Genomic DNA, 17,661 nt, shown 5'->3' on the forward strand with positions numbered 1-17,661 from the left:
TGTCGGGATGTTTGCCAGCGTGATCGAAGCGAAGCTTTCGTCTAACCATGTTTTCGGATTCATCCTGGTAGGACGTTCCCCACCTTCCCTGACCGCCCTCGTGCCGTGCGGAGATCAAAACCGAAGCCTTCCATCCGGCTCCGCAGACGCCCTTGGCGATGCCGAACGGCAGCCAAAGGCGCTGCCAATTCCTGCGGTGAATATAGACGTCAATCTCCGCATCGCCCAATATATGCACGGCAGTTCGTGTGGAGATTGGGGAGTCTATTCTCCGCCAAACGCATCGAACCAGAGCGACCGGATGCGAAAAGTCGGTCGCTTAAGCCTTTTCAACCGACCGATATGCCACTCCGATCCGGTGCCTGGCGCTTCCGCGTCGGAGACGAACTGCATCGAAAAAACGCCGCGCCGACGCCGCATTCGAAAAGCTGTCGCGCGCGCCCTTTCCTTTACAACCTACGCGACTCCTGTGACGTTCGACGACGGTCCAGCCAAACAGGTCAAGCGTGACCGTGAGCTGATAATCGCGTGCGATGTTGCGCGCAGTATCGACAGCCCGCCAGTGCTCGCGGCATTCGAAGTGCTTTGCCATGAATAAACATTACTCACACCGAAACCCGCAAATCCAACGCAGAAACTGAATCACCGCCCTGCCCTGTGATTCAAATCTTCGATTAAGCATCGCAGGGGTCCTGCTATCCGAGCTTGGGCCACGCGGCCTGACATTTTCCGCAAGGACCTAAAGCATGCGGCGGAGGCCGCGCTTTCGCCGTCGATGCGACAAAATGATGACAACGTGGGCTATCTGAAGTTGATATCATCCCACTCGTTGAGGGTTGGCTTGACCCAGGATCTGATCGCGTTGGGCGCTGACGGTGTCGCGATCTTGAATGCAATGCGCTGGGATTCTGCATCGACGGTGCTGCGATACGGCAGGAAGCTGCAGGCATATTCGAGCGCAATCGCACGGTTTCTGGGAAACGATCCGCAATAAGACCAGGGTTTGATTCCGGACAACGAAGTTTCGATACTAGCTTTATTGAAACAGCATCTTCTCGAGTGCATCCGCCAGTTCACATCGCTTCTTGGCAGGGAGCCGGTCCAGATTGCGTTGCTTCCACAGGACGGCAGGCAGGTGCCAAGCTTCCGGTATGCCGAGAAGTTGCCAGTCCGGCTCTCCGCGTTTGAAGCCGACCAGAAACCGCCGATGCGCATCGGGCATGTCGGCAACCATCGCAGCGATGATCGCCTCGCGCGCTTCTTCAAGATCGGCCCGCGCGATCGGCTCATGCGTCATTCCGACAAAACCGCGCTCGAATTCCTCCATAAGCGGTTTTCGTGTCGGGGCAAGAACTTCGCCAATCGGGCGATGGTGACTGATGACGTAGACAAGGAATGCGCGCCGCAGCTCGTCGCTTATACCTTCGTGCGCCAGGAGATCGCGCACGTCGAAAAGGTCGCGAGGGTGCTGGCGGTCAAGCGCCGCGACGATCTTGCCCGCATAGAGATCTTCGAAGGACACGATCTGCATCTCGGCAAAGCCAAAGGCGTCTTCGACTGTTGGCACAACGCTCCGCAAGGCAAGATCGTAGACGGTGCCGCGCAGTACCGGCGTTACCTCGATCTTGATCTGCACGCCTCCAGCGCGGACGAGCAGCTTGGTGACGATTTTCTCGTCGGCCGAGCGCGAAGCATGGACCTTCGCATCCGGTATTTTGCGTTCGATCCGTTTCGCTATTCGCAGCATGGCCGCGTTGATCGCGGCAAGCGACCTGGCGCGATCCTCGACCGGCAGATAGGTCAGGTCGATGTCCACCGACAGGCGCGGCATGTCGCGCACGAACAGGTTGATCGCGGTACCGCCTTTGAGGGCGAAGGCTTCTTCCTGCGCTACGAAAGGAATGGTGCGGATGAGAAGGGCGACCTGTTGCCGGTAAGAGTCGAGAAAGGCCATGATGCCCGCTACCCCGCCAGATCGGACGGCACGGTTATGTGGTAGCCGGGGTCGAGCGTGCCACCTTTGACCAGGACGCGCTTCCCCGATCCAAGATCGACACGGGTCACATCGAGACGGGATCGCCAGGCATGCCGGTGGCGGTCGGCGAAGAACAGGAATAGCCGTTTCACCTTCACGCTGGCGCAGGTCTCCAGCAGGGTTTGCAGGCGACGCGGGCTGAGATCGCTCAGCCCTTCCATCAGGGCATCGACCTGATGGAAACTCTCATGTCTGGGCAACTCGTCGAGCAATTCGAGCGCGGCACGTTCCTTGCTCGCATAGCGGATGGGTAAGCTCAGACCTGCGGCGCTGACCATGACGGGGCTCGGCTCCGCTTGTGCGCCGGCATCGCCGGGAAACAGACGCAGACTGTTGTGCCAGCGGAAGGCTACGTCGAGCGGCAAGCTGTCCAGCCATGTCGGCGGTCGCTTCGGCCCGTAGAGGTGAACCTCGCGCATCTCCGCCGAAAGGTAATGGGCATAGCCTAGCTGTTCGAGTGCGGTGCGCCCGCCGACGGTCAGCGGCAGGTCCAGCACGGTCTGGAGCGAGATAACCACCTGCGGCCATGTCAATGGCGCGCGCGAGCGACGATAGACCCGCCGCGCCGGACTTTCGAGCCAGCCAGCGCGGACATACTGGCTGCGCAGCGCCGATGAATAACCGTGCGCCTCCATCCACGCGGCATCGGCCAGGAGTCCCTCAGGGAGTTCCCGCTGAAGCCGGTTTAGCTTGCTGTCAGAACGCTTAGCCATGATTAGTGTTTTGGCATATCTTCAAACCAAAATCCAGTTTGAAGCTTTCCGCTTTTGCCAAGCCAAGCTTGGTGTTTGGCGCAGTCTACAAACCTTATGCTCGGACTCAGGGCCCAAACCTGCGGTCGAACTCACGCCTCAGCCGCGAGATCTCGGACGTCTAGTCTGCGAGATATCCGCGCTGACAACGTTTCGGCATCCCGCTCAAAAGCAGACCAGTTCTCCTAATCTCCGCATTGCGCAATACATTCGCGACAGTTCATGCGGAGATTGGAAAGCCTATTTTCCGCAAACTGCATGAAACCATGCCTACGGGATGTGAGTCGCTCGCCTATGCTTCTTCAACGGACCGATATTCCACTCCGATCCGGTGCTTGGCGCTTCCGCGTCGGCTACGAACTGCATCGACAAAACGCCGCGCCGACGCCGCATTCGGAAAGCTGTCGCGCGCGCCCTTCCCGTTACAACCTATGCGACCCCACTGACGTTCGACGACGGTCCAGCCAAACAGGTCGAGCGTGACCGTGAGTTGATAGTCGCGTGCGATGTTGCGCGCGGTGTCGACAGCCCGCCAGTGCTCGCGGCATTCGAAGTGCTTTGCCATGAAGAGACATTGGTGCACCGCAACTCTCAAATCCAACGCAGAAACTGAATCACCGCCCTACCCTGTGATTCAAATCTTCGATCAGGCATCGCATATGCACTGCTTTCAGACCATCGCCCACGCAGGTCTGGAATTGTCCGCAAGGTCTCGCGCATCAAGAATTCCGTAACGGATTGTCCAACTTGATTTAAACGCAGCATCCGGTCAGTCGTTGTATTTAGCGTCCTAAAATGCTACGGCTAGCCTAGGAGAATTGCGATGAGCTTCGACGATCAACCTGGAGAATCTGGAGTGGTCAAGGCAGCCGCGAAGTGGGATCCTTCAGGCGGAGTGAACCCAGAGTGGCTCTATAAGACCGGGGATGATTTCCTTGGCCACGATTACGAGCCATCGCAGGGACGAGTTGAATGGAATTCTATTCTCGGATTGATGTTAGCAATTGCATTCATCTTTATCGCTATTTTGAGCTGGTAACTCATTCGTCGTCACCACGAAGGCGTCTTTGAATTGTGTTACGCTCCCGCTGGTCGTGATCATAGAAGCGCTCGTTAAAGCGATCGTTTGCTCCACCCAAGCCTTCTCGGCGCTCCTCGAACTCCCGCCGCTTGTCGCTGTAGCGAGATGTGTTGGCCTCATAACGATCACCAAGTGACGATGCGCCTTCGTCGATCCGGTCTCCGATAGATCCATCACTCGATCCATTCACGAGGTTTCGTGGCCCACCAACATTTTGGCGCGGCGTGCTGGCGCGAAGGTCGGACTCGCTGAAATCGCCGGGCCCAGTGACATTGCCGACCAAGGAGCCGCGTTCAGGGATGAGATCATTGAAGGGGGCAACGCGAGCATCGTAATAATCGGCGATAATTTCTCTCGCTACAAGCTCATAGGTTGCCTGCTCTTGCGGATTGTAGTCGGTGCGGGCCAAGCTCGGGGCCGTCACCCCAAGTTCCATGGCCTTTTCCTGATACCTTGATGCAACAATCTGAGACATATCGAAGTTGAGGTTCGCACCGTACCCTTCGCGATTGGAGGTATTGTTGCTGAGGGACGTCGAAACTTCATCGATTGCAGCAATGCGCTCATCAATGCGCCGGATCTCTTCGAGAGCTTGCTCACGAGAATAGGAATTATCCGAATAGCCCTCGCTTCGATTAAAGCTGCCGCTCTGCGAGTAGCTGCCATTATCCTGTGTAGCATTCGACCCGTTGGAGCGACCGTCAGAGGTCGACGAATCGAGTCCGTTGCTTTGTATACGATCGTTTCCACGGTTCACGAGGTCGGTGCGCAACCGTCCTCCATTGATGCCAGTTTGGGCGCCGGCATTAATACCAAGGCCAGAGCCCCTGCGAGGACTTCCTCCAGAATTTCCTCTACCGGCAGTGCCAGATACGCCAATACTCCCGCCACGAGTAGTCTCAAGACGATCAATGTTGGTTTGCTGATCGCCCGAAGAGCGCGAAATCCTGTCACCTTCGCTTATACCGTCTCTCGAATCGAGCGACTGATTGTCAAACCTCTGAAAATTTTCACCAGAGCGATATCCTGCAGAGTTTTCGCTTCCGCTCGAGTTGCGGACGCCGGTCGTTTGACGTGCCGAGGTTCGGTCGAGGAACGAAAGCGCACGCGAACGCTCCTCGGTGAGGCTGTTGCGAGCCGTCTCGAGCTCGGAAAGCGTCTGCTGGCGCTCGGAATTTGCGAACTGGCTCAAAGAGGCACCGAAGGCGAGGCGGCTCATTCCGGGTGATGTATCGAAGACGGTAGAACCGTCAGCCATCGTCCGCGTGAAAGTACCGTTGGGATTGACGGTCGACTGCACAGCAACTCCACCCGTGAAGGATGGCGCAGTGTTCCATTGGTTAGACTGCCGGTTGAAGCTCGACAGGTTCATGAAACTTTCGTTTCCGTAGGAGTAGTTGCCCGTCGTCCGTTCCACGGCCGCCGCTTCCGCTGCAGCCTGTGCTGGAGCGAGCATGGAGGTCGCCTGCGACGAGACGGCCATCGCTCCCCGCGCCATGCCGGCAGCAAGGAACGGGATCGACATCATCAGGAAGCCTGCGATCGTCGCGGTATCCGCGTTGACCGCATCGATACCGGCCATGCCTGCCATCGTGATGCCGCCCGGTGCGGTCGCATTCAGAGAGTCCGATGCGCGGTCCATGATGAACATGTGCAGGACCACATAGAGTGGCCCCCATGCGGCCAGATAGAAGAAGCCGGTGAAATAACCTTTCAGCGCGGTTACCCCTGTGCGCGGAAGAAGGAAGAGCGGAAAGAGGACCGGGAACATCGCATAGAAGACGACGGTCAGCACGATGTTGAGAAGCGGGACCCACGTCATCGCTTGCTGTGTGATCGACGTGTAGGTGTTGCGCGCCTGTTCCTCGGCGCGGAGCATGGCGAATGTATCGCCATCAGCCGCACCGAGATTGGCTCGCGCTTCGAGGAAGGCACCCACCAGCGAGCGTTGATGGAAAATCTGTTGTGCGGTCTGACTGCTACCGTGGAACTGATTGGCGATGACTGGGAGGTCGGCGATCAGTTTGGCGCGAGCTGCTGCGGGAGTGAGGCCTGGAAAGAGCTTGCGGCCCTCCTCCTCGAGCTGCGCATCGGTATAGGTGATAATCCCGCTCTGAAGGCTCGTGTATCCTGCCTGGCAAGTCACGATCGTCGGGGTGCCCGTGGCTGGGATCCACTTCATACCCCGCGCCGGCGAGCCGGGGCCCATATCGGTCAGGATGTCGTTCGAGTTCGCGACCGTGTCGAAAGACATATGGCCGAGCAAGATGTCATAGAAGAGGCACTGCTTGAAATACTCCTCGAGATTGGCGCTGATGCGGGGGTCGCGGATCTGGAAGTCCCGGGTGCGATCCCAGAGCCTGGCTCCATAGATCATACCGTTGTTCGACATCTGCAGGGTGCCAGGCATCGTGAAGACGGTCTCGGCCGTGCGCGTCAACCAGTCGCCGGCAGTCGAGCTGACCGAGGCGATGAGGGCCAGACCAACCGGGACGTTGCCGACCGTCGAGGGTGCCAGACTGGGATTGAGGCGATCGGTGACTTGCACGGTGGTCGTCGGGATGATGAGTGCCCCGTACATGAGCGTCGCACCCAGGAACCAGTTGAGCCAGGCGCGCCAGTTCAAACTGAAGGCGACGATCAGAAGCGTGTATATGAAACCCATCACCATCACGACCCGGAGAAGCGAACGGAAGCCCCCTCCCCCCGTCCATGCGGAGACCGCGTTGAGGACGTTGACGATGTATTCCCCGCCCCCAATCGTGAAGATCTCCATCATGGTCCCTGATCCTTACTGGACGCCTTGGTTCGACAGCGACGTGCTGAAGGACAGCGCCGCCGACATCTGCGGGGAGAGATTGTTGCGCAGCGTGCCCTCCAGGAAGACCGCGCGCTGGATGACGTGCTGCGTTCGATCGAGGCGCAGGTTCATGCCTTGGGAATATCCATCGAGGACGTGGCGCACGGAGACGATCTGGTCACGCCATTGCGACAGCGCTTCCTCGTTCGCGTTCTGGAACGTCCCGACTCCCCGCGATGCGTAGCCGTAATATTGCTGCGCAAGCGCATCGAGCAGATCCATCGACACAATCTCGGCCAGATCGTTCATGTCATTGGCTGTCATTCCGCCAAGCGTCGCCGCCGCGTTGACCGAAATGATCTTGTATAGCGGGATCGTGGTCGCGCCGAGCAGTCCGATCTCGTCCGACGTCAGCGCGGTGTTCGACCGGATCTTGGCATTCATGCTCTCGATCATCGCACGGACGCGAGGCTTCAATGCCTGCGCCTGGTCGACCGACATGGTCTGAGTCGTCGGATTGAGACACTTGTCGATCGTATCGCACTTCAGCATCGTGACCGAGTTCGTGCCGTCGAGAAGCGCCGTCAGGAGCGCGCGATCGCCTTGCCCGAAGAACTGGTAGCCGCGCTTTCCGCTCCCATCGCCATCCTGATAATAGATGACGGTCCCCACGAACGTCATGAGGTACTCGCGGAATTGGGGAGAGAAGCTCGGATAGCTCTGCTTCAGCATATCCCACGTGAAGTTGTAGCTTTCCGACGGAATGTTCGGATCGCTGTTCGCAGCGATCGTCGACTCCCGCTGACCGCCGGTCCCGCATTCGTGACGGCCTTTCGCCCAGTCCGAAAAGAGCCCCTGGCTGTTGCCGATCGACTTGCAGATCTCCGACGACATGCGGTCCGACTTTCCCCACAAACCGCCGACGAGATTTTGAGCGGTTTCGCAGCTGTTCATGTTGAACTGGTTCATCTGCTGAGCCTTCTGCGCCATCTCTTCGATCGTCGAGGCGATCTGCGGGCTGATCGACTTGATGGCGAGCTGGAAGGCGAAGCCGAGCGCATTGTTGGCGGTCGCCTTCAACATCGCGACGATCTCGTCGGTGTTGATGAAGGAGAAGCTGCCCGAGAAGACGTCGATGCCGCCGCAACCCGCCTTGATCGAGGGCAGTTGCAGATTGACCGGGTTCACGCTCTTCTGCGGAAACCGTGTCCAGATGTTCCCACCCGAATAATAGCCCGCGGATTGGCCCTGATAGGCGGTCGGCCCGGTCGCGTTGGCCGCCGCACCCATGTCGTTGAAGAAATCGTTGAGCTCGGCCCCAACCTGCGCGCTGACCGGCGCAGCGGCCATGCCTGTCGTCGCCACCGCGCAGAGAGCGACACCGGCGCGTTTTGCGAAACGGGCGGCGATGCCGCCTCTCGTCCGAGTAGACATCAGTAATCGCTCCCTGGCTCGATCTGCGTGAGGTAGAAGATGCGCTGCATGACTTCGTCGGCCGCCATGACGCCGTAGCCGATCGGGATCGGCTGCTTGGTTTGCGTGTCGAACAGGACGATCGCCGGCACGGTGCCTCCCTGAAGACCCATTCGCTGGTACTGTCCGCTGTCGATCACGTAATTCGGGAAGAGCTCATTCGGACCACCGTCCATTGATACAGCCAGCACTTCGAGGCCGTAGTTGTCGGACAACGCGCGCATGACCGGCGAGAACGTCCGGCACGCCGAGCAGCTCGAAGAGTAGAAGTAGAAGACGCCGTAGCGCTGCGTGAGCGCCTGCATCGATCCCTCGCGCTGGTCGCGGCGGTCCGTGAGCCAGGTCTGCTTGGCCAAGGTGCCCACTGGCCGTTCGAGTGTGTAGTCGAGCTCGGGGTTCTGCCAGATCGACCTGCTCCACGTATCGGCGAAGGTCGACGCACGATCGAGCTGCTCACGCTGAAAGCGGATGTAGTTGACGATGTTCTCGGAGGTCGGTTCGAGGATCGCGAGCGCCTTGAGTTCGTCGAGCTGCTTGGTGATCGCCGCCATTCGCTCCACGGCGGGTACGGTTTGGGCGGGCTGTTGCTCCCTCTCCTTCGCCTCGCGCTTCACCTTCTCGGAATTGCAGTAGAACCACGACCCGAGCTTGCGCTCGTGGCAGTAGAAGGCATCGCGCTGGGACGCCGTGTCCGCCGTCTGCGCCAAACTGGGGGCCGTGGCTGCGGCGACTACTGCCGCAAGGCTGAGCAAAGCGAGCTTGTTCATGAGCGTTTCCCTTTGTCGAGGTCGAGCATCTGCAGGAGGAAGGCGGTCTTGAGGTGACCCCGACCACGGTCGATCATCCGGATCATTCCGCCGGACAGGGTCGTCGCGCCGTCGATGCCGGCGTCGGTGAGGCAGAAATCGAAGGCGCTCTCGCCCGCCCGGGAGATCCAACCGCGTTCGAGCAATCGGCCGATAGCGGCCACGAGCTCCGCCCTTGATGCTGGCCGCAGGAACCAGTCGTGGATGCGCGAGAACATCTCCTCCTCGCTGGCAGCAAGGTTGCGTCCGATCGCGACGCTGATTGCGAGATCGAGCACCTCGGCAGCTGGGAATCGGTCCCCTTTTTGAAACGCAATGACTTCGCCGCCCGACACTTCAAGTCCCTCCATTCAGAGTGTAGTAGTCTTCAATCTTGGTCTGGATCTGGATCGACATTTCGATCTCGTCGGGCAGCTTCGCCGCGTCGACGAACTCGGCGTAGACCTCGCGGAAATCCATCCGGCTGAGGTCGAGCTGCTGGAACTGGGCGATCAGAAAACCCTCGCAGTCGGGCTCCTTGGCCTTGCCCCATTGCATCCCGAGCTGGGCCTTGCCTTGCTCGTTGAGGATGCGGACCAGCTTGCTCCCGTAGCAGCAGTAGGATTGCTTGCGCGTCACGCAGACGCCGAGGATCTTGTCCGAACAATAAGTACCGACGTGGTGACAGAGCCCGGCATCATCCTTCTTGTCGACGTCCCGGTCCTGGCTGTTGCAGAGCCACGGCGTAAGGAGGGGAACCCCCTTCCCGCTGCAGCAATTGGACAGTCCGAACACCTTCTTGGTGCATTTCAGGTTCTCACCGCTGAAAATCTTCAGCTGGTTTGGATCGAACTCGTCGCGAAGCTCGCCCATGACGTTCATCGCCACCATAGCATCCTTGAACTCGGTCGATGCCTCGCGTGTGACGCTCGTACATTCGCCGTTGATGCAGTAGAGATCGCCCGCACAGACATACGCCGGCGGGGGCGGCGTCCCCGTGTTCGGCGTGGTGCATTGGAACCAGCGATCGTAGACATTGCAGGTGGTGCCGTCAGCGTCGTAGCTCAGGCACTCGTCGTGGCTGAACGCGCATTCCGGACGTGCCTCGAGCGCAGCACAGTCGTTCGCCGGAAGCAAACCCTGGCACTGATACGTGCGGCTCCACTCCCAGCACGGGCGGGTTACGGGCAAGCCATTGATGACGCGCGTCTCGTTGGGAGCCGTGCAGGTCTCGCTTTGGAGCGAGCACGTCGCTCCACCGATCGTGGCTTCGCATTGTGTTTCTTCGACGGACTCGCTGACAATCGAAATCGTGTTCCGCTCAATGCCTCCGGAGACCGCAGTTTGCGCGGGGCAAGAATAGGTCAGACGGTAAATTGGGTCGCCGGGTTCGGAGCAGTAGCGAGTGCGTCCATTGTCGTACCACTGAAGGCACCCTTGGCCTATCCGGACCCGGTTGATCTCCTGACAACCGCCGGCATCGAGCTGGCCTTGAATGGCGGCGCATTGCCGCGCGCCTAGATTGACATCCCTGTCGAACCCCTCATCGCAGGTGTACTCCCAATACCGGGACCCCTGTGTCTGAATTGTCAGAAGAGCCCTGCACGTCCGTGCTTCGTCGAAAGGCTGCGAACCCTGGTTGCAACTCTCGAGATAGGTGGTCGATCCACCGCCCCCGGGAGGCAGTGGATCGCATGAACCGCTCGATCCACCCGGGCTAGCGCCGGGACCGAGATAGGCGTCGGGATCGCTTTCGATGGCGGATGCCGCGGAGAGATCGATCGTCGCAGGATCGACGACCTTGCGGTATGGATCTACGACGATGCGATAGTCCTGCTGATAGCGCTGCGCTTCGCCGGCCGTCGTCAGGCCGACCGCATCGTCAGCATACTCGAGCGATGGAAAATCGGTCCCTCCGTATGTCGGGACGTTCGCTTGCGCACCATCGGCGAGGATGGACCCGTTCGTGGCATCGCGGACGCCCTCCCCGATCGCCTCGCCCTCTGCGCGCGCATCGGCCGAAGTCATCTGCGCATGGGCGAGCTGACCCGTCGCCACGAGAACGGCACAAGCAAGAGCGAGGCCGCGGATGTTCACCGCTCAGACCTGTAATTGGCGAGCGCAACCCGCGAGACCGGCGCGCCGGGGCCGTTGGCGTTCGAGAAGGTCTCTAGCACGTAGCCAACGCTGACGTTGCCGGCGATCCGGTCGTGCGGAGGCGGCGTGGTCACGCAGTCGAGCTGGTCGCAGGGTTCGAAATCGCTCGAAAGCGCGACGTAGGTCGGTACCCGGTCGACCCGAAACGACCGGAACAGCCGCGGATCGATCGCGACGTTGCTCGCGCCAGCCTGATCCACAACATTGCGGATGCCGGTGATGAACGCCTGCGGGTTTCCGGCCGAGAAGCCACGGAACACGACGACGCCACCGGCCTTCGTCGTGTCCTCGATCAATTTCGCCAGCGCTCCCTCGGGCATCGAAAGGCTCGCGAATGCGATGAATAGCGGCGCGCCTTCGGGATTGGCCATGCCGGCCTTCGCGCCGGCGACCATTTCGTCGAAGTCGAAAGGCCCGTCACCGCCCGCAATATCGGACACATCGAGACCTTCGATCGAGGCGTAACCCTCGTTGACGATCGTCTGCGCCTCTTCCCGATGTTCATCGCCATTGGAGGTAACGTAGTCGAAGAGTGCCTGGGCATCCGCTTGGAACTCTCCCGCGCGCGCCTCGATAGCCTGGGGGTCGAACCCGTCAGCGCTCTGGGCGACGACCGCCGTTACGCAGCCGATGAGGCTGAAGCCGGCGAGCGAGATAGCGATTTTTCGGTTCACGGCGAGCCTCCGTCCTACAGCACGCAGCAATTGCGTTTACGCCAAAGGAGGAAGCCGACGTCCTCTCCCTTGACCGGGTAAACCTGTCCGGATTTGGGCAAGATGGTTGTCGCCCCGATCGGCGAGCAGCTTTCGCGCCCGCTGACCATCGGCGTCGGATTGACCTGCTGAAGCCGATACTGGCTCTTCTTCAGGATCGGCATGATGTACTTCGAGCAAAGGGCCTTCGAGCCGCTGGTCCCCCAGGCAAGGCCCTGGCGATGCATCTTGTAGATCATCCGCTCGGCCGCGAGCCGCGCCGACTGCTTGATGCCGACATTGGCTCCGATATTGCCGTTCATCGGATACATCGGCCCTTGGCAACCCGAACACCAGAACAGCTCGTCGATCGGCAGTTTGGCGGTCGAGGCGATGCAGTCGGCCGAACACGCGGCCTGCGCGATCGGCGAGGTGAAGAGCGCCGCTTCCGGGTTTAACAGCGTCGTCAGCTCGTCGTCCTGCCAGAGCGGATCGATCTCGCTCATATAGGCAATGTCGAAGGAGCTCGCCTCAAGGCACAGGAAGTCGGTTACGACCTCCAGCCAATAGAGAAGCGGATAGATGTAATAATGAACGTGATATTTGGCGGTGTTCTGCGATTGTCCTCCGATCTGCGAAGAGTTCGACGCATAGCCGTTACCGATCGGGAAGCCAGGGTCGAGCTTGATGCCTCCGAGATTTGGAAAGCACCACGGTTTTGTCGAGACATCGACAAGGCGCACGGGTTCCCAGAATCCCATCGCAAGCCCGACGCGCGGCACGGGCGTTCCGCACGCGCAGATCGGCAGATCCGGATTCTTGGTATCGGCGCGCGAGGATGGCCAGATCTTGAGCGATCCGAGCGAAAGTGGAAACATGCAGCCCCAGCACACATCCGTGATCGGATTGACAAACGATCCGGAACAACGCCCCGGACCGGAGGGCAGTCCTTGGGCGGACGCCGGCGCGACAAGAGCAAGGGCGGCAAGCGCCGCAACAACGGTAAGCCACCTACGCAACATCGTCGGTCTCCCTGAAGAGCCAGGCATCGTCCGCGGCGTTCTTCAGCCTGGCCCATGCCCAGCCCTGAACGGCCATGAAGGTGAAGGCCGCGGCCAGGCTCGGGAGAGCGGCGGACCCGATCAGCTGGCGAAGCTCGCCAAGGAACAGAAGTGCGACCGCGAGAACCAGGCAGGCTGCGATGACGCGGAAGCGCGCAGCCCGCAGCTCCTTGGTTTCCGGAGCGGCCAGCGGAACCGGGATCATATCGCGCCAGGACGTCACGATTGCCTCCGGGGGATAGCTTTTTCGGTAACCAGCAGGAGATCGCCCTTTGCCTCGACGAGCGCGGGCGTGCGGGTGATGCCGAAATGACTGGTGAGCTTGCCCTCCTGGTCGAAGTAGAACCGACGCTGGTGAGTTTTCATGGATTCGAAGGGCGAACCGTCGACGAAAATGATCTTGGCGCGTTCATCGGGTCCGTGCCCGAGCGCCCATTCAACCTCGGCGGGATCGTCGCCGTCCACGAAGACGAGCTTCTTGGATAGCCCCGAAGTCGTTAGCGGATTGACCCGCTGACCACGCGCCGCGATCAGATTGCCTTGGTGGTCGCGAATGTCGTTCTCGACCACGATCGCGGGATCGAATTCCCACGAACGCGTCTCTTCGGCACGCGCCATTCCCGGAACGGGAACCGGACGCATGACGCGATCCTTCACTTTCGCGGCGAACTGCTGGTTCATCTCGTCGAGCTTGCCGGTCGCCTGCGCATGATCGAGACGCGCCTTGATGACGGACAGGAGGTCGGGCTCGATGACGGGCCAGGTCTGACCCATCTGGCCATGATCCTGCGCCTGCGCCTGCGCAGTCGGCATCGACGGCGCCGTCGCAGCCGCGGTGACGGCGGCGCATGAGAGGATGACGAGACGATACCTCACAGGATCGCCACTCCCGTTCCAACGAGGCGGTCGCGGCACACGAAGCCGATGTGCGAATAGCGGCTGTCGAAGCCATCCTTGTGGTGAGTGGCCGCGAACACGCAGCCTTCCGGAACGACGCCGAGAGGACCTTCGGTCAGGGGATCGCCCCGTTTGGTGAGCGGCTTGATCGATGCGATGCGCTCGCCATTGACCAGCACGTCGCGGCCTTCGCGGGTCACGAAATCGCCGGGCAGACCGAAGGCGATCTTGGCGAAGGCGCCAGGCTCTTCGCCGAAATACTTCTGGGTGACCGGATCATGGCCCGGGTGGAATATCACGTAATCCCCGCGGTCGGGAAAGCGGCCACTTTCGACAAGGAACGCCCAGTTCGGCAGCGAATCCGTTGCGTTAATCATGAAAGCATGGGTCTCGCTCCATTGCTGCAGGGACGTCACCGCGGTTCCGATGCCGAAAAGCGCGGCGATCGCGAGTAGCTTGCCCTTGGTCGACAGCCGCTTGGCTCTATTGTTGAACACCGCCCTGCCCTCCCCCGTTCGCGGCCATGAACGCCTGCATTTCCTGCTCGACACGCGCGTCTTGTGTTTGTTGCATGTCGATCGATGCCTGGGCGATTTGCGGGCGCGGCACCTTCGCGTAGACAGCCGCCTTTACGCTCTGGGTGACGTCCGGGATCGCGCCGCCAATCACCGCCTCGTGGACGAGAACGACCTTCCCGCTCTTCGACAAGCCAGCGACGGTCCGATCGAGTGCGGCCATGAAAACGGCCGTTTCCTGGGCGGCGGTCTGCTCGTCGGAACTCGATCGCGCCTGGGCCTGCAGATATTCGCCGATGATCCCTTGCAGCTGAAGCTGCACGAACTCCTGGCGTCCCCCATCGTCAGAGACGAGGTTCTTGGTGACCCAGGCTCCCCAGATGAAGATGGCGGCGGCGGCAGCGAGCAGCACGATCTCCCGGGGTGAAAGACCCGCAAAGGCACGTTTGGCAGCCACTGTCTTGGGCCTGCGAACTTCGGCGGTCGCCGCACGATCGGCATTCTCGAACAGATCAGTCATTGTCACCTCCAGCGAGTTCGAAAGCGGAGCGAAGGCTCGCGCGGCGAAAGAAAGCGATGAGAACGAAGGCGCCGCCAAGGACCGTGAATACGATCGTTTGGAATTGCGCCTGTCGAGCCGCGTCGGCCGCGAGGAAGCGCGCGGTCAAATTGTCCAGCTGAAGCATCGTCCCAGAAAGGGTGAAGCTGCCGAGGAGGACGAAGAACAAGGTCGCGACGCCAAGGGTCGCGAGGCCCGTCGTGGCGAACCACCCGATCAGGCGGAGCGCAACGGCCATTGCGTCTTGGCCGCGTGCGATCCGGGTGTGCGGGGATCCGGCGTGTGCAAACGCGTTCATTCCGCGGCCTCCAGCATATGATGGCTTTCGGGAAAGGCTACTGCCTCGATCGCATCGTGCATCGGGAAGCCAAGGTGGACGTAATCCTCGATGTCGGCGAAGACGTCGGGGCTCGAGGAATAGAGCGCTGCCGAATACCGATCGAGGACGAGCCGCCCGATGCTCTCGGTGTCGGGCCCCCGGATGAACACGTCCGAGTAGTCCGCGCCGTTGCGCTTCAAGGACCGCAAGAGCGCCTCGGTCATGTTGTCCATCTCGAAGCGATCCGAATTGCGGAAATCGGAGATCGTCTCGCCCTTCTGCTGAAGGATGAGGAACCAGTCGGAGTTCTCAAGCGCGGCGCGCGACCCCTCCGACTTGTAGTAATCGTGGATCGATTGCGTCGCCGTGATGAGCGAACCGCCATATTTGCGGCAGGTGCGCGAATAAGTCTCGACGAAGTCTGCCATCGCCCCGCCCTTCAGCATCTGCCAGGCTTCATCGATGATGAGTGGTTTGGGGATCGAGCGGTCCATCCGGCGCATCACCTGAGAGGCAATGAACATCACGGATGTCAGCACCACGCCGCGCAACTCCTCGCGCGTCGCCAGATCGGAAAGCTCGAAGACGGTGAGGTCGGCTGACAGGTCCAGATTGGCATCGCCGAGGAAGAAGCGACCGAATGTCCCGGTCGAGGCGAACGGCAGCAGCGAGGTCGCAAGATCGTAGGCGAAGGGATGTTCGGGCTGCTTGAGCGCCTCGATGATGTGGTCCACCGTTCCATCGCGACCCTCTGCTTCCCAGACGGCGTTGACGGCCTGGTCGATGAGCCCCCGCTCGGTGTCGTTCAGTCGGGTCTCGTTCCGCGCCATCTGCGAAATGATCGACTTCAACATGGCGAGGCAGTCGACCAGATAGTCATCGTCGCCTTGGGCCAGCTCTTGGTCGATCATCCGGAAGGGGTTGATCGAAATGCCCGAAGAGAGCTTGAATTCGGTAAAGGTGCCGCCGAGCGCCTTCGCCATGTGCTCGAAACTGCGACCGTCATCGATCACGATCGTCTTCGCGCCGACGCCGGCGAAGCTCGCCGTCAGATCCTGAAGGAGGACCGATTTCCCCGAACCCGACTTGCCCGCGATCGCCACGTTGTGGTTGCCGGCACCGTTCTGGAACGGCGACCAGAATTGCGGTTGTCCCCGGCGCCCGATGAACAGCAGATGCGGAATGTTGCCGCCTACATATTCACCCTGGATCGGTGCGATGGCCGCGACGTTCGTGGAGCGCATGGTGCGCAGCCGCTTCATGCGCTTGTAATCGGAATCGAGTCCGTCCGCGAGCATGAGCGGGAAATGGGCCATGAAGGCGGGCAGCTGGATATGGGTCTCGTCGATCAGGTCCCACCCGCTCGCCTTGTAGAGCGCCTTGAGCGTTCGCTCGCAGGGCTCGCCACGTCCCTTGGGCGCAAGGATCGAAACCGCATAATAGCATGAGACCAGCTTTTCGCCCTGCTTCACACGGTCTTGGACGAACTGCCATTCGGCGGCCTCTGTGCGAAGCTTCGGGACGAGCTTGACGCCCTTTCCCTCCGCCAGCGAGCTCGTGCGCGCGAACTTGTATCCCGCCTTGCTTTCCGAAGACTCCTGCCCGGGGATGACCCCGCACACGGTCTGGAGGACCGGGCACGGCAAGTTCAGCTTGGGATTGAAGATATCGCCGATGATCTTCTGCGTGTCCCACGGAGCCCAGCGATCGGGGAAATTGCGTACCGCCATCGTCCGGATGTCGAAGCGCTCGGGAACGAAATCCTTCATCTCCGGCACGCCCTCGACAGAGGCACCCGTTGGGCGGAGCGACTGCGCATGAAGGATAAGACGATCTTTCTCGACATGGGTGACGAGATCGCGGCGGACGCATTGTTCGTTGATTGGGTCGAACCGGTTGTACCCCGGAACCTCGTCTCCAGCTCCGGTCGATGGAGCCAGGATCTCGTCGAAAAAGCGGATCAGATCGGTGGGCTCGAATTGCTTGATTGGAACGTCGATCGATTCCAGCGCCGAAATGGTTCCGTCGCGCATCGTCACCAGATCATCGGTCGTCAGCCCGGAGCCCTGACTGACGCCGACCGACATGACGACACGGTAATTGCGGACGAAGAAGGGGCCGTCGCTCGCGAGAGTCGACCACGCGCCGTTGCGGAGCTTGTCGAGACGATGTCGGGCAAGGGTCTGGAAGACGCCCGAGGCGCTGAAGCGCGGTAGCGCCCAGTCCTGCAGCTTCTCCGCGACGCGCGGAGAGGAATAATTGGTTACGCTGAATTTGGTCCCGGGCAGGAGGATATCCGAGAACAGCGAACTTATGATGTCGTTGACGCGATCATTGGCCCCGACCAGCGGCGCAAGCTCGAGGATGAAGCCTTTCGAGCGGACCTGGTGGAAGACCCGCTTGTCTTCGTCGTAGGAGCGATAGCCAAGGTAATGCGACAGCATCGGCACCTGCGGCGGGTTCGACTTCTGCTCGGGTTTCCGGCTGTCGCCGACCACCAGGTCCACGATGTTGCTGAATGCTCTCATCATCGCG

The 17,661-nt window shown here is 60.5% G+C and carries 18 protein-coding genes; 2 read left to right on the forward strand and 16 right to left on the reverse strand.

Annotated elements, in window-relative coordinates:
- Positions 1-19 precede the first annotated feature (19 nt).
- A complete protein-coding gene (locus GRI69_RS15120) occupies positions 20-598 on the forward strand; it encodes a hypothetical protein (protein WP_160729015.1) in 579 nt (192 codons plus the stop codon).
- Between the two features lie 438 nt (positions 599-1,036).
- Here GRI69_RS15120 and GRI69_RS15125 read toward each other — a convergent pair whose 3' ends face one another.
- The 3 genes from GRI69_RS15125 to GRI69_RS15135 form a co-directional block, all read right to left on the reverse strand.
- Complete coding sequence (locus tag GRI69_RS15125; RefSeq protein ID WP_160729016.1) at positions 1,037-1,954, reverse strand: nucleotidyl transferase AbiEii/AbiGii toxin family protein; 918 nt, start codon at positions 1,952-1,954, stop codon at positions 1,037-1,039.
- Between the two features lie 8 nt (positions 1,955-1,962).
- Positions 1,963-2,748 carry a type IV toxin-antitoxin system AbiEi family antitoxin gene (locus GRI69_RS15130; protein ID WP_082834651.1) on the reverse strand — a complete coding sequence of 262 codons (786 nt, stop codon included), beginning with the start codon at positions 2,746-2,748 and terminating at the stop codon, positions 1,963-1,965.
- 331 nt (positions 2,749-3,079) lie between these two features.
- On the reverse strand, positions 3,080-3,352 hold the full coding sequence (locus GRI69_RS15135; protein WP_063612631.1) for a WGR domain-containing protein: 273 nt from the start codon (positions 3,350-3,352) through the stop codon (positions 3,080-3,082).
- A gap of 258 nt (positions 3,353-3,610) precedes the next feature.
- On the opposite strand from GRI69_RS15135, the gene GRI69_RS15140 reads away from it, so the two are divergent.
- Positions 3,611-3,826: a hypothetical protein gene (locus tag GRI69_RS15140; protein ID WP_063612630.1), complete on the forward strand. Its 216-nt coding sequence runs from the start codon at positions 3,611-3,613 to the stop codon at positions 3,824-3,826.
- A 1-nt stretch (position 3,827) separates the two neighbouring features.
- Here the strand turns inward: GRI69_RS15140 and GRI69_RS15145 are convergent, their stop codons facing one another.
- Genes GRI69_RS15145 through traC form a run of 13 tightly spaced genes read right to left on the reverse strand, consistent with a single transcriptional unit; the run spans position 3,828 to position 17,657 of the window.
- A complete protein-coding gene (locus GRI69_RS15145) occupies positions 3,828-6,647 on the reverse strand; it encodes a conjugal transfer protein TraG N-terminal domain-containing protein (protein WP_160729017.1) in 2,820 nt (939 codons plus the stop codon).
- 12 nt (positions 6,648-6,659) lie between these two features.
- A complete protein-coding gene (locus GRI69_RS15150) occupies positions 6,660-8,102 on the reverse strand; it encodes a conjugal transfer protein TraH (RefSeq protein ID WP_160729018.1) in 1,443 nt (480 codons plus the stop codon).
- Positions 8,102-8,908 carry a conjugal transfer protein TraF gene (gene traF / locus GRI69_RS15155; protein ID WP_160729019.1) on the reverse strand — a complete coding sequence of 269 codons (807 nt, stop codon included), beginning with the start codon at positions 8,906-8,908 and terminating at the stop codon, positions 8,102-8,104. Before traF ends, GRI69_RS15150 begins: the two co-directional genes overlap by 1 nt.
- The gene (locus GRI69_RS15160; protein ID WP_160729020.1) at positions 8,905-9,282 is read right to left on the reverse strand and encodes a hypothetical protein; all 378 of its coding nucleotides are present in this window, start codon (positions 9,280-9,282) and stop codon (positions 8,905-8,907) included. The genes traF and GRI69_RS15160 overlap by 4 nt, the downstream gene beginning before the upstream one ends.
- A 1-nt stretch (position 9,283) precedes the next feature.
- Positions 9,284-11,023 (reverse strand): conjugal transfer protein TraN, encoded by a 1,740-nt coding sequence (locus tag GRI69_RS15165; protein WP_160729021.1) that lies wholly within the window; start codon positions 11,021-11,023, stop codon positions 9,284-9,286.
- On the reverse strand, positions 11,020-11,757 hold the full coding sequence (gene trbC, locus GRI69_RS16370; protein ID WP_337191081.1) for a type-F conjugative transfer system pilin assembly protein TrbC: 738 nt from the start codon (positions 11,755-11,757) through the stop codon (positions 11,020-11,022). The genes GRI69_RS15165 and trbC overlap by 4 nt, the downstream gene beginning before the upstream one ends.
- A gap of 14 nt (positions 11,758-11,771) precedes the next feature.
- Positions 11,772-12,797 (reverse strand): conjugal transfer pilus assembly protein TraU, encoded by a 1,026-nt coding sequence (gene traU, locus GRI69_RS15175; protein WP_160729022.1) that lies wholly within the window; start codon positions 12,795-12,797, stop codon positions 11,772-11,774.
- Entirely contained in the window at positions 12,787-13,059 is a 273-nt protein-coding gene (locus GRI69_RS15180) for a hypothetical protein (RefSeq protein ID WP_160729023.1), read from the reverse strand. Before GRI69_RS15180 ends, traU begins: the two co-directional genes overlap by 11 nt.
- Complete coding sequence (gene traW, locus GRI69_RS15185) at positions 13,056-13,712, reverse strand: type-F conjugative transfer system protein TraW (protein WP_229735712.1); 657 nt, start codon at positions 13,710-13,712, stop codon at positions 13,056-13,058. Before traW ends, GRI69_RS15180 begins: the two co-directional genes overlap by 4 nt.
- Positions 13,709-14,230, reverse strand: coding sequence for a S26 family signal peptidase (locus GRI69_RS15190; RefSeq protein ID WP_337191082.1), 522 nt, complete (start codon positions 14,228-14,230; stop codon positions 13,709-13,711). The genes traW and GRI69_RS15190 overlap by 4 nt, the downstream gene beginning before the upstream one ends.
- Entirely contained in the window at positions 14,217-14,768 is a 552-nt protein-coding gene (locus GRI69_RS15195) for a TrbI F-type domain-containing protein (RefSeq protein WP_063612620.1), read from the reverse strand. The genes GRI69_RS15190 and GRI69_RS15195 overlap by 14 nt, the downstream gene beginning before the upstream one ends.
- Positions 14,761-15,105, reverse strand: a complete 345-nt coding sequence (locus GRI69_RS15200) for a hypothetical protein (RefSeq protein WP_160729024.1) — start codon at positions 15,103-15,105, stop codon at positions 14,761-14,763. The genes GRI69_RS15195 and GRI69_RS15200 overlap by 8 nt, the downstream gene beginning before the upstream one ends.
- A complete protein-coding gene (traC, locus tag GRI69_RS15205; protein ID WP_419957075.1) occupies positions 15,102-17,657 on the reverse strand; it encodes a type IV secretion system protein TraC in 2,556 nt (851 codons plus the stop codon). The genes GRI69_RS15200 and traC overlap by 4 nt, the downstream gene beginning before the upstream one ends.
- Positions 17,658-17,661 lie beyond the last annotated feature (4 nt).

It is taken from the genome of Qipengyuania vulgaris, from assembly GCF_009827325.1.
GTDB classification, from domain to species: Bacteria; Pseudomonadota; Alphaproteobacteria; order Sphingomonadales; family Sphingomonadaceae; genus Qipengyuania; species Qipengyuania vulgaris.

Coding starts and splice junctions, on each gene's coding strand:
- GRI69_RS15125 (WP_160729016.1), bottom strand. CDS start 1,954: ATGGCCTTTCTCGACTCTTACCGGCAACAGGTCGCCCTTCTCATCCGC.
- GRI69_RS15130 (WP_082834651.1), bottom strand. CDS start 2,748: ATGGCTAAGCGTTCTGACAGCAAGCTAAACCGGCTTCAGCGGGAACTC.
- GRI69_RS15135 (WP_063612631.1), bottom strand. CDS start 3,352: ATGGCAAAGCACTTCGAATGCCGCGAGCACTGGCGGGCTGTCGACACC.
- GRI69_RS15140 (WP_063612630.1), top strand. CDS start 3,611: ATGAGCTTCGACGATCAACCTGGAGAATCTGGAGTGGTCAAGGCAGCC.
- GRI69_RS15145 (WP_160729017.1), bottom strand. CDS start 6,647: ATGATGGAGATCTTCACGATTGGGGGCGGGGAATACATCGTCAACGTC.
- GRI69_RS15150 (WP_160729018.1), bottom strand. CDS start 8,102: ATGTCTACTCGGACGAGAGGCGGCATCGCCGCCCGTTTCGCAAAACGC.
- traF (WP_160729019.1), bottom strand. CDS start 8,908: ATGAACAAGCTCGCTTTGCTCAGCCTTGCGGCAGTAGTCGCCGCAGCC.
- traU (WP_160729022.1), bottom strand. CDS start 12,797: ATGTTGCGTAGGTGGCTTACCGTTGTTGCGGCGCTTGCCGCCCTTGCT.
- GRI69_RS15195 (WP_063612620.1), bottom strand. CDS start 14,768: ATGACTGATCTGTTCGAGAATGCCGATCGTGCGGCGACCGCCGAAGTT.
- GRI69_RS15200 (WP_160729024.1), bottom strand. CDS start 15,105: ATGAACGCGTTTGCACACGCCGGATCCCCGCACACCCGGATCGCACGC.
- traC (WP_419957075.1), bottom strand. CDS start 17,657: ATGATGAGAGCATTCAGCAACATCGTGGACCTGGTGGTCGGCGACAGC.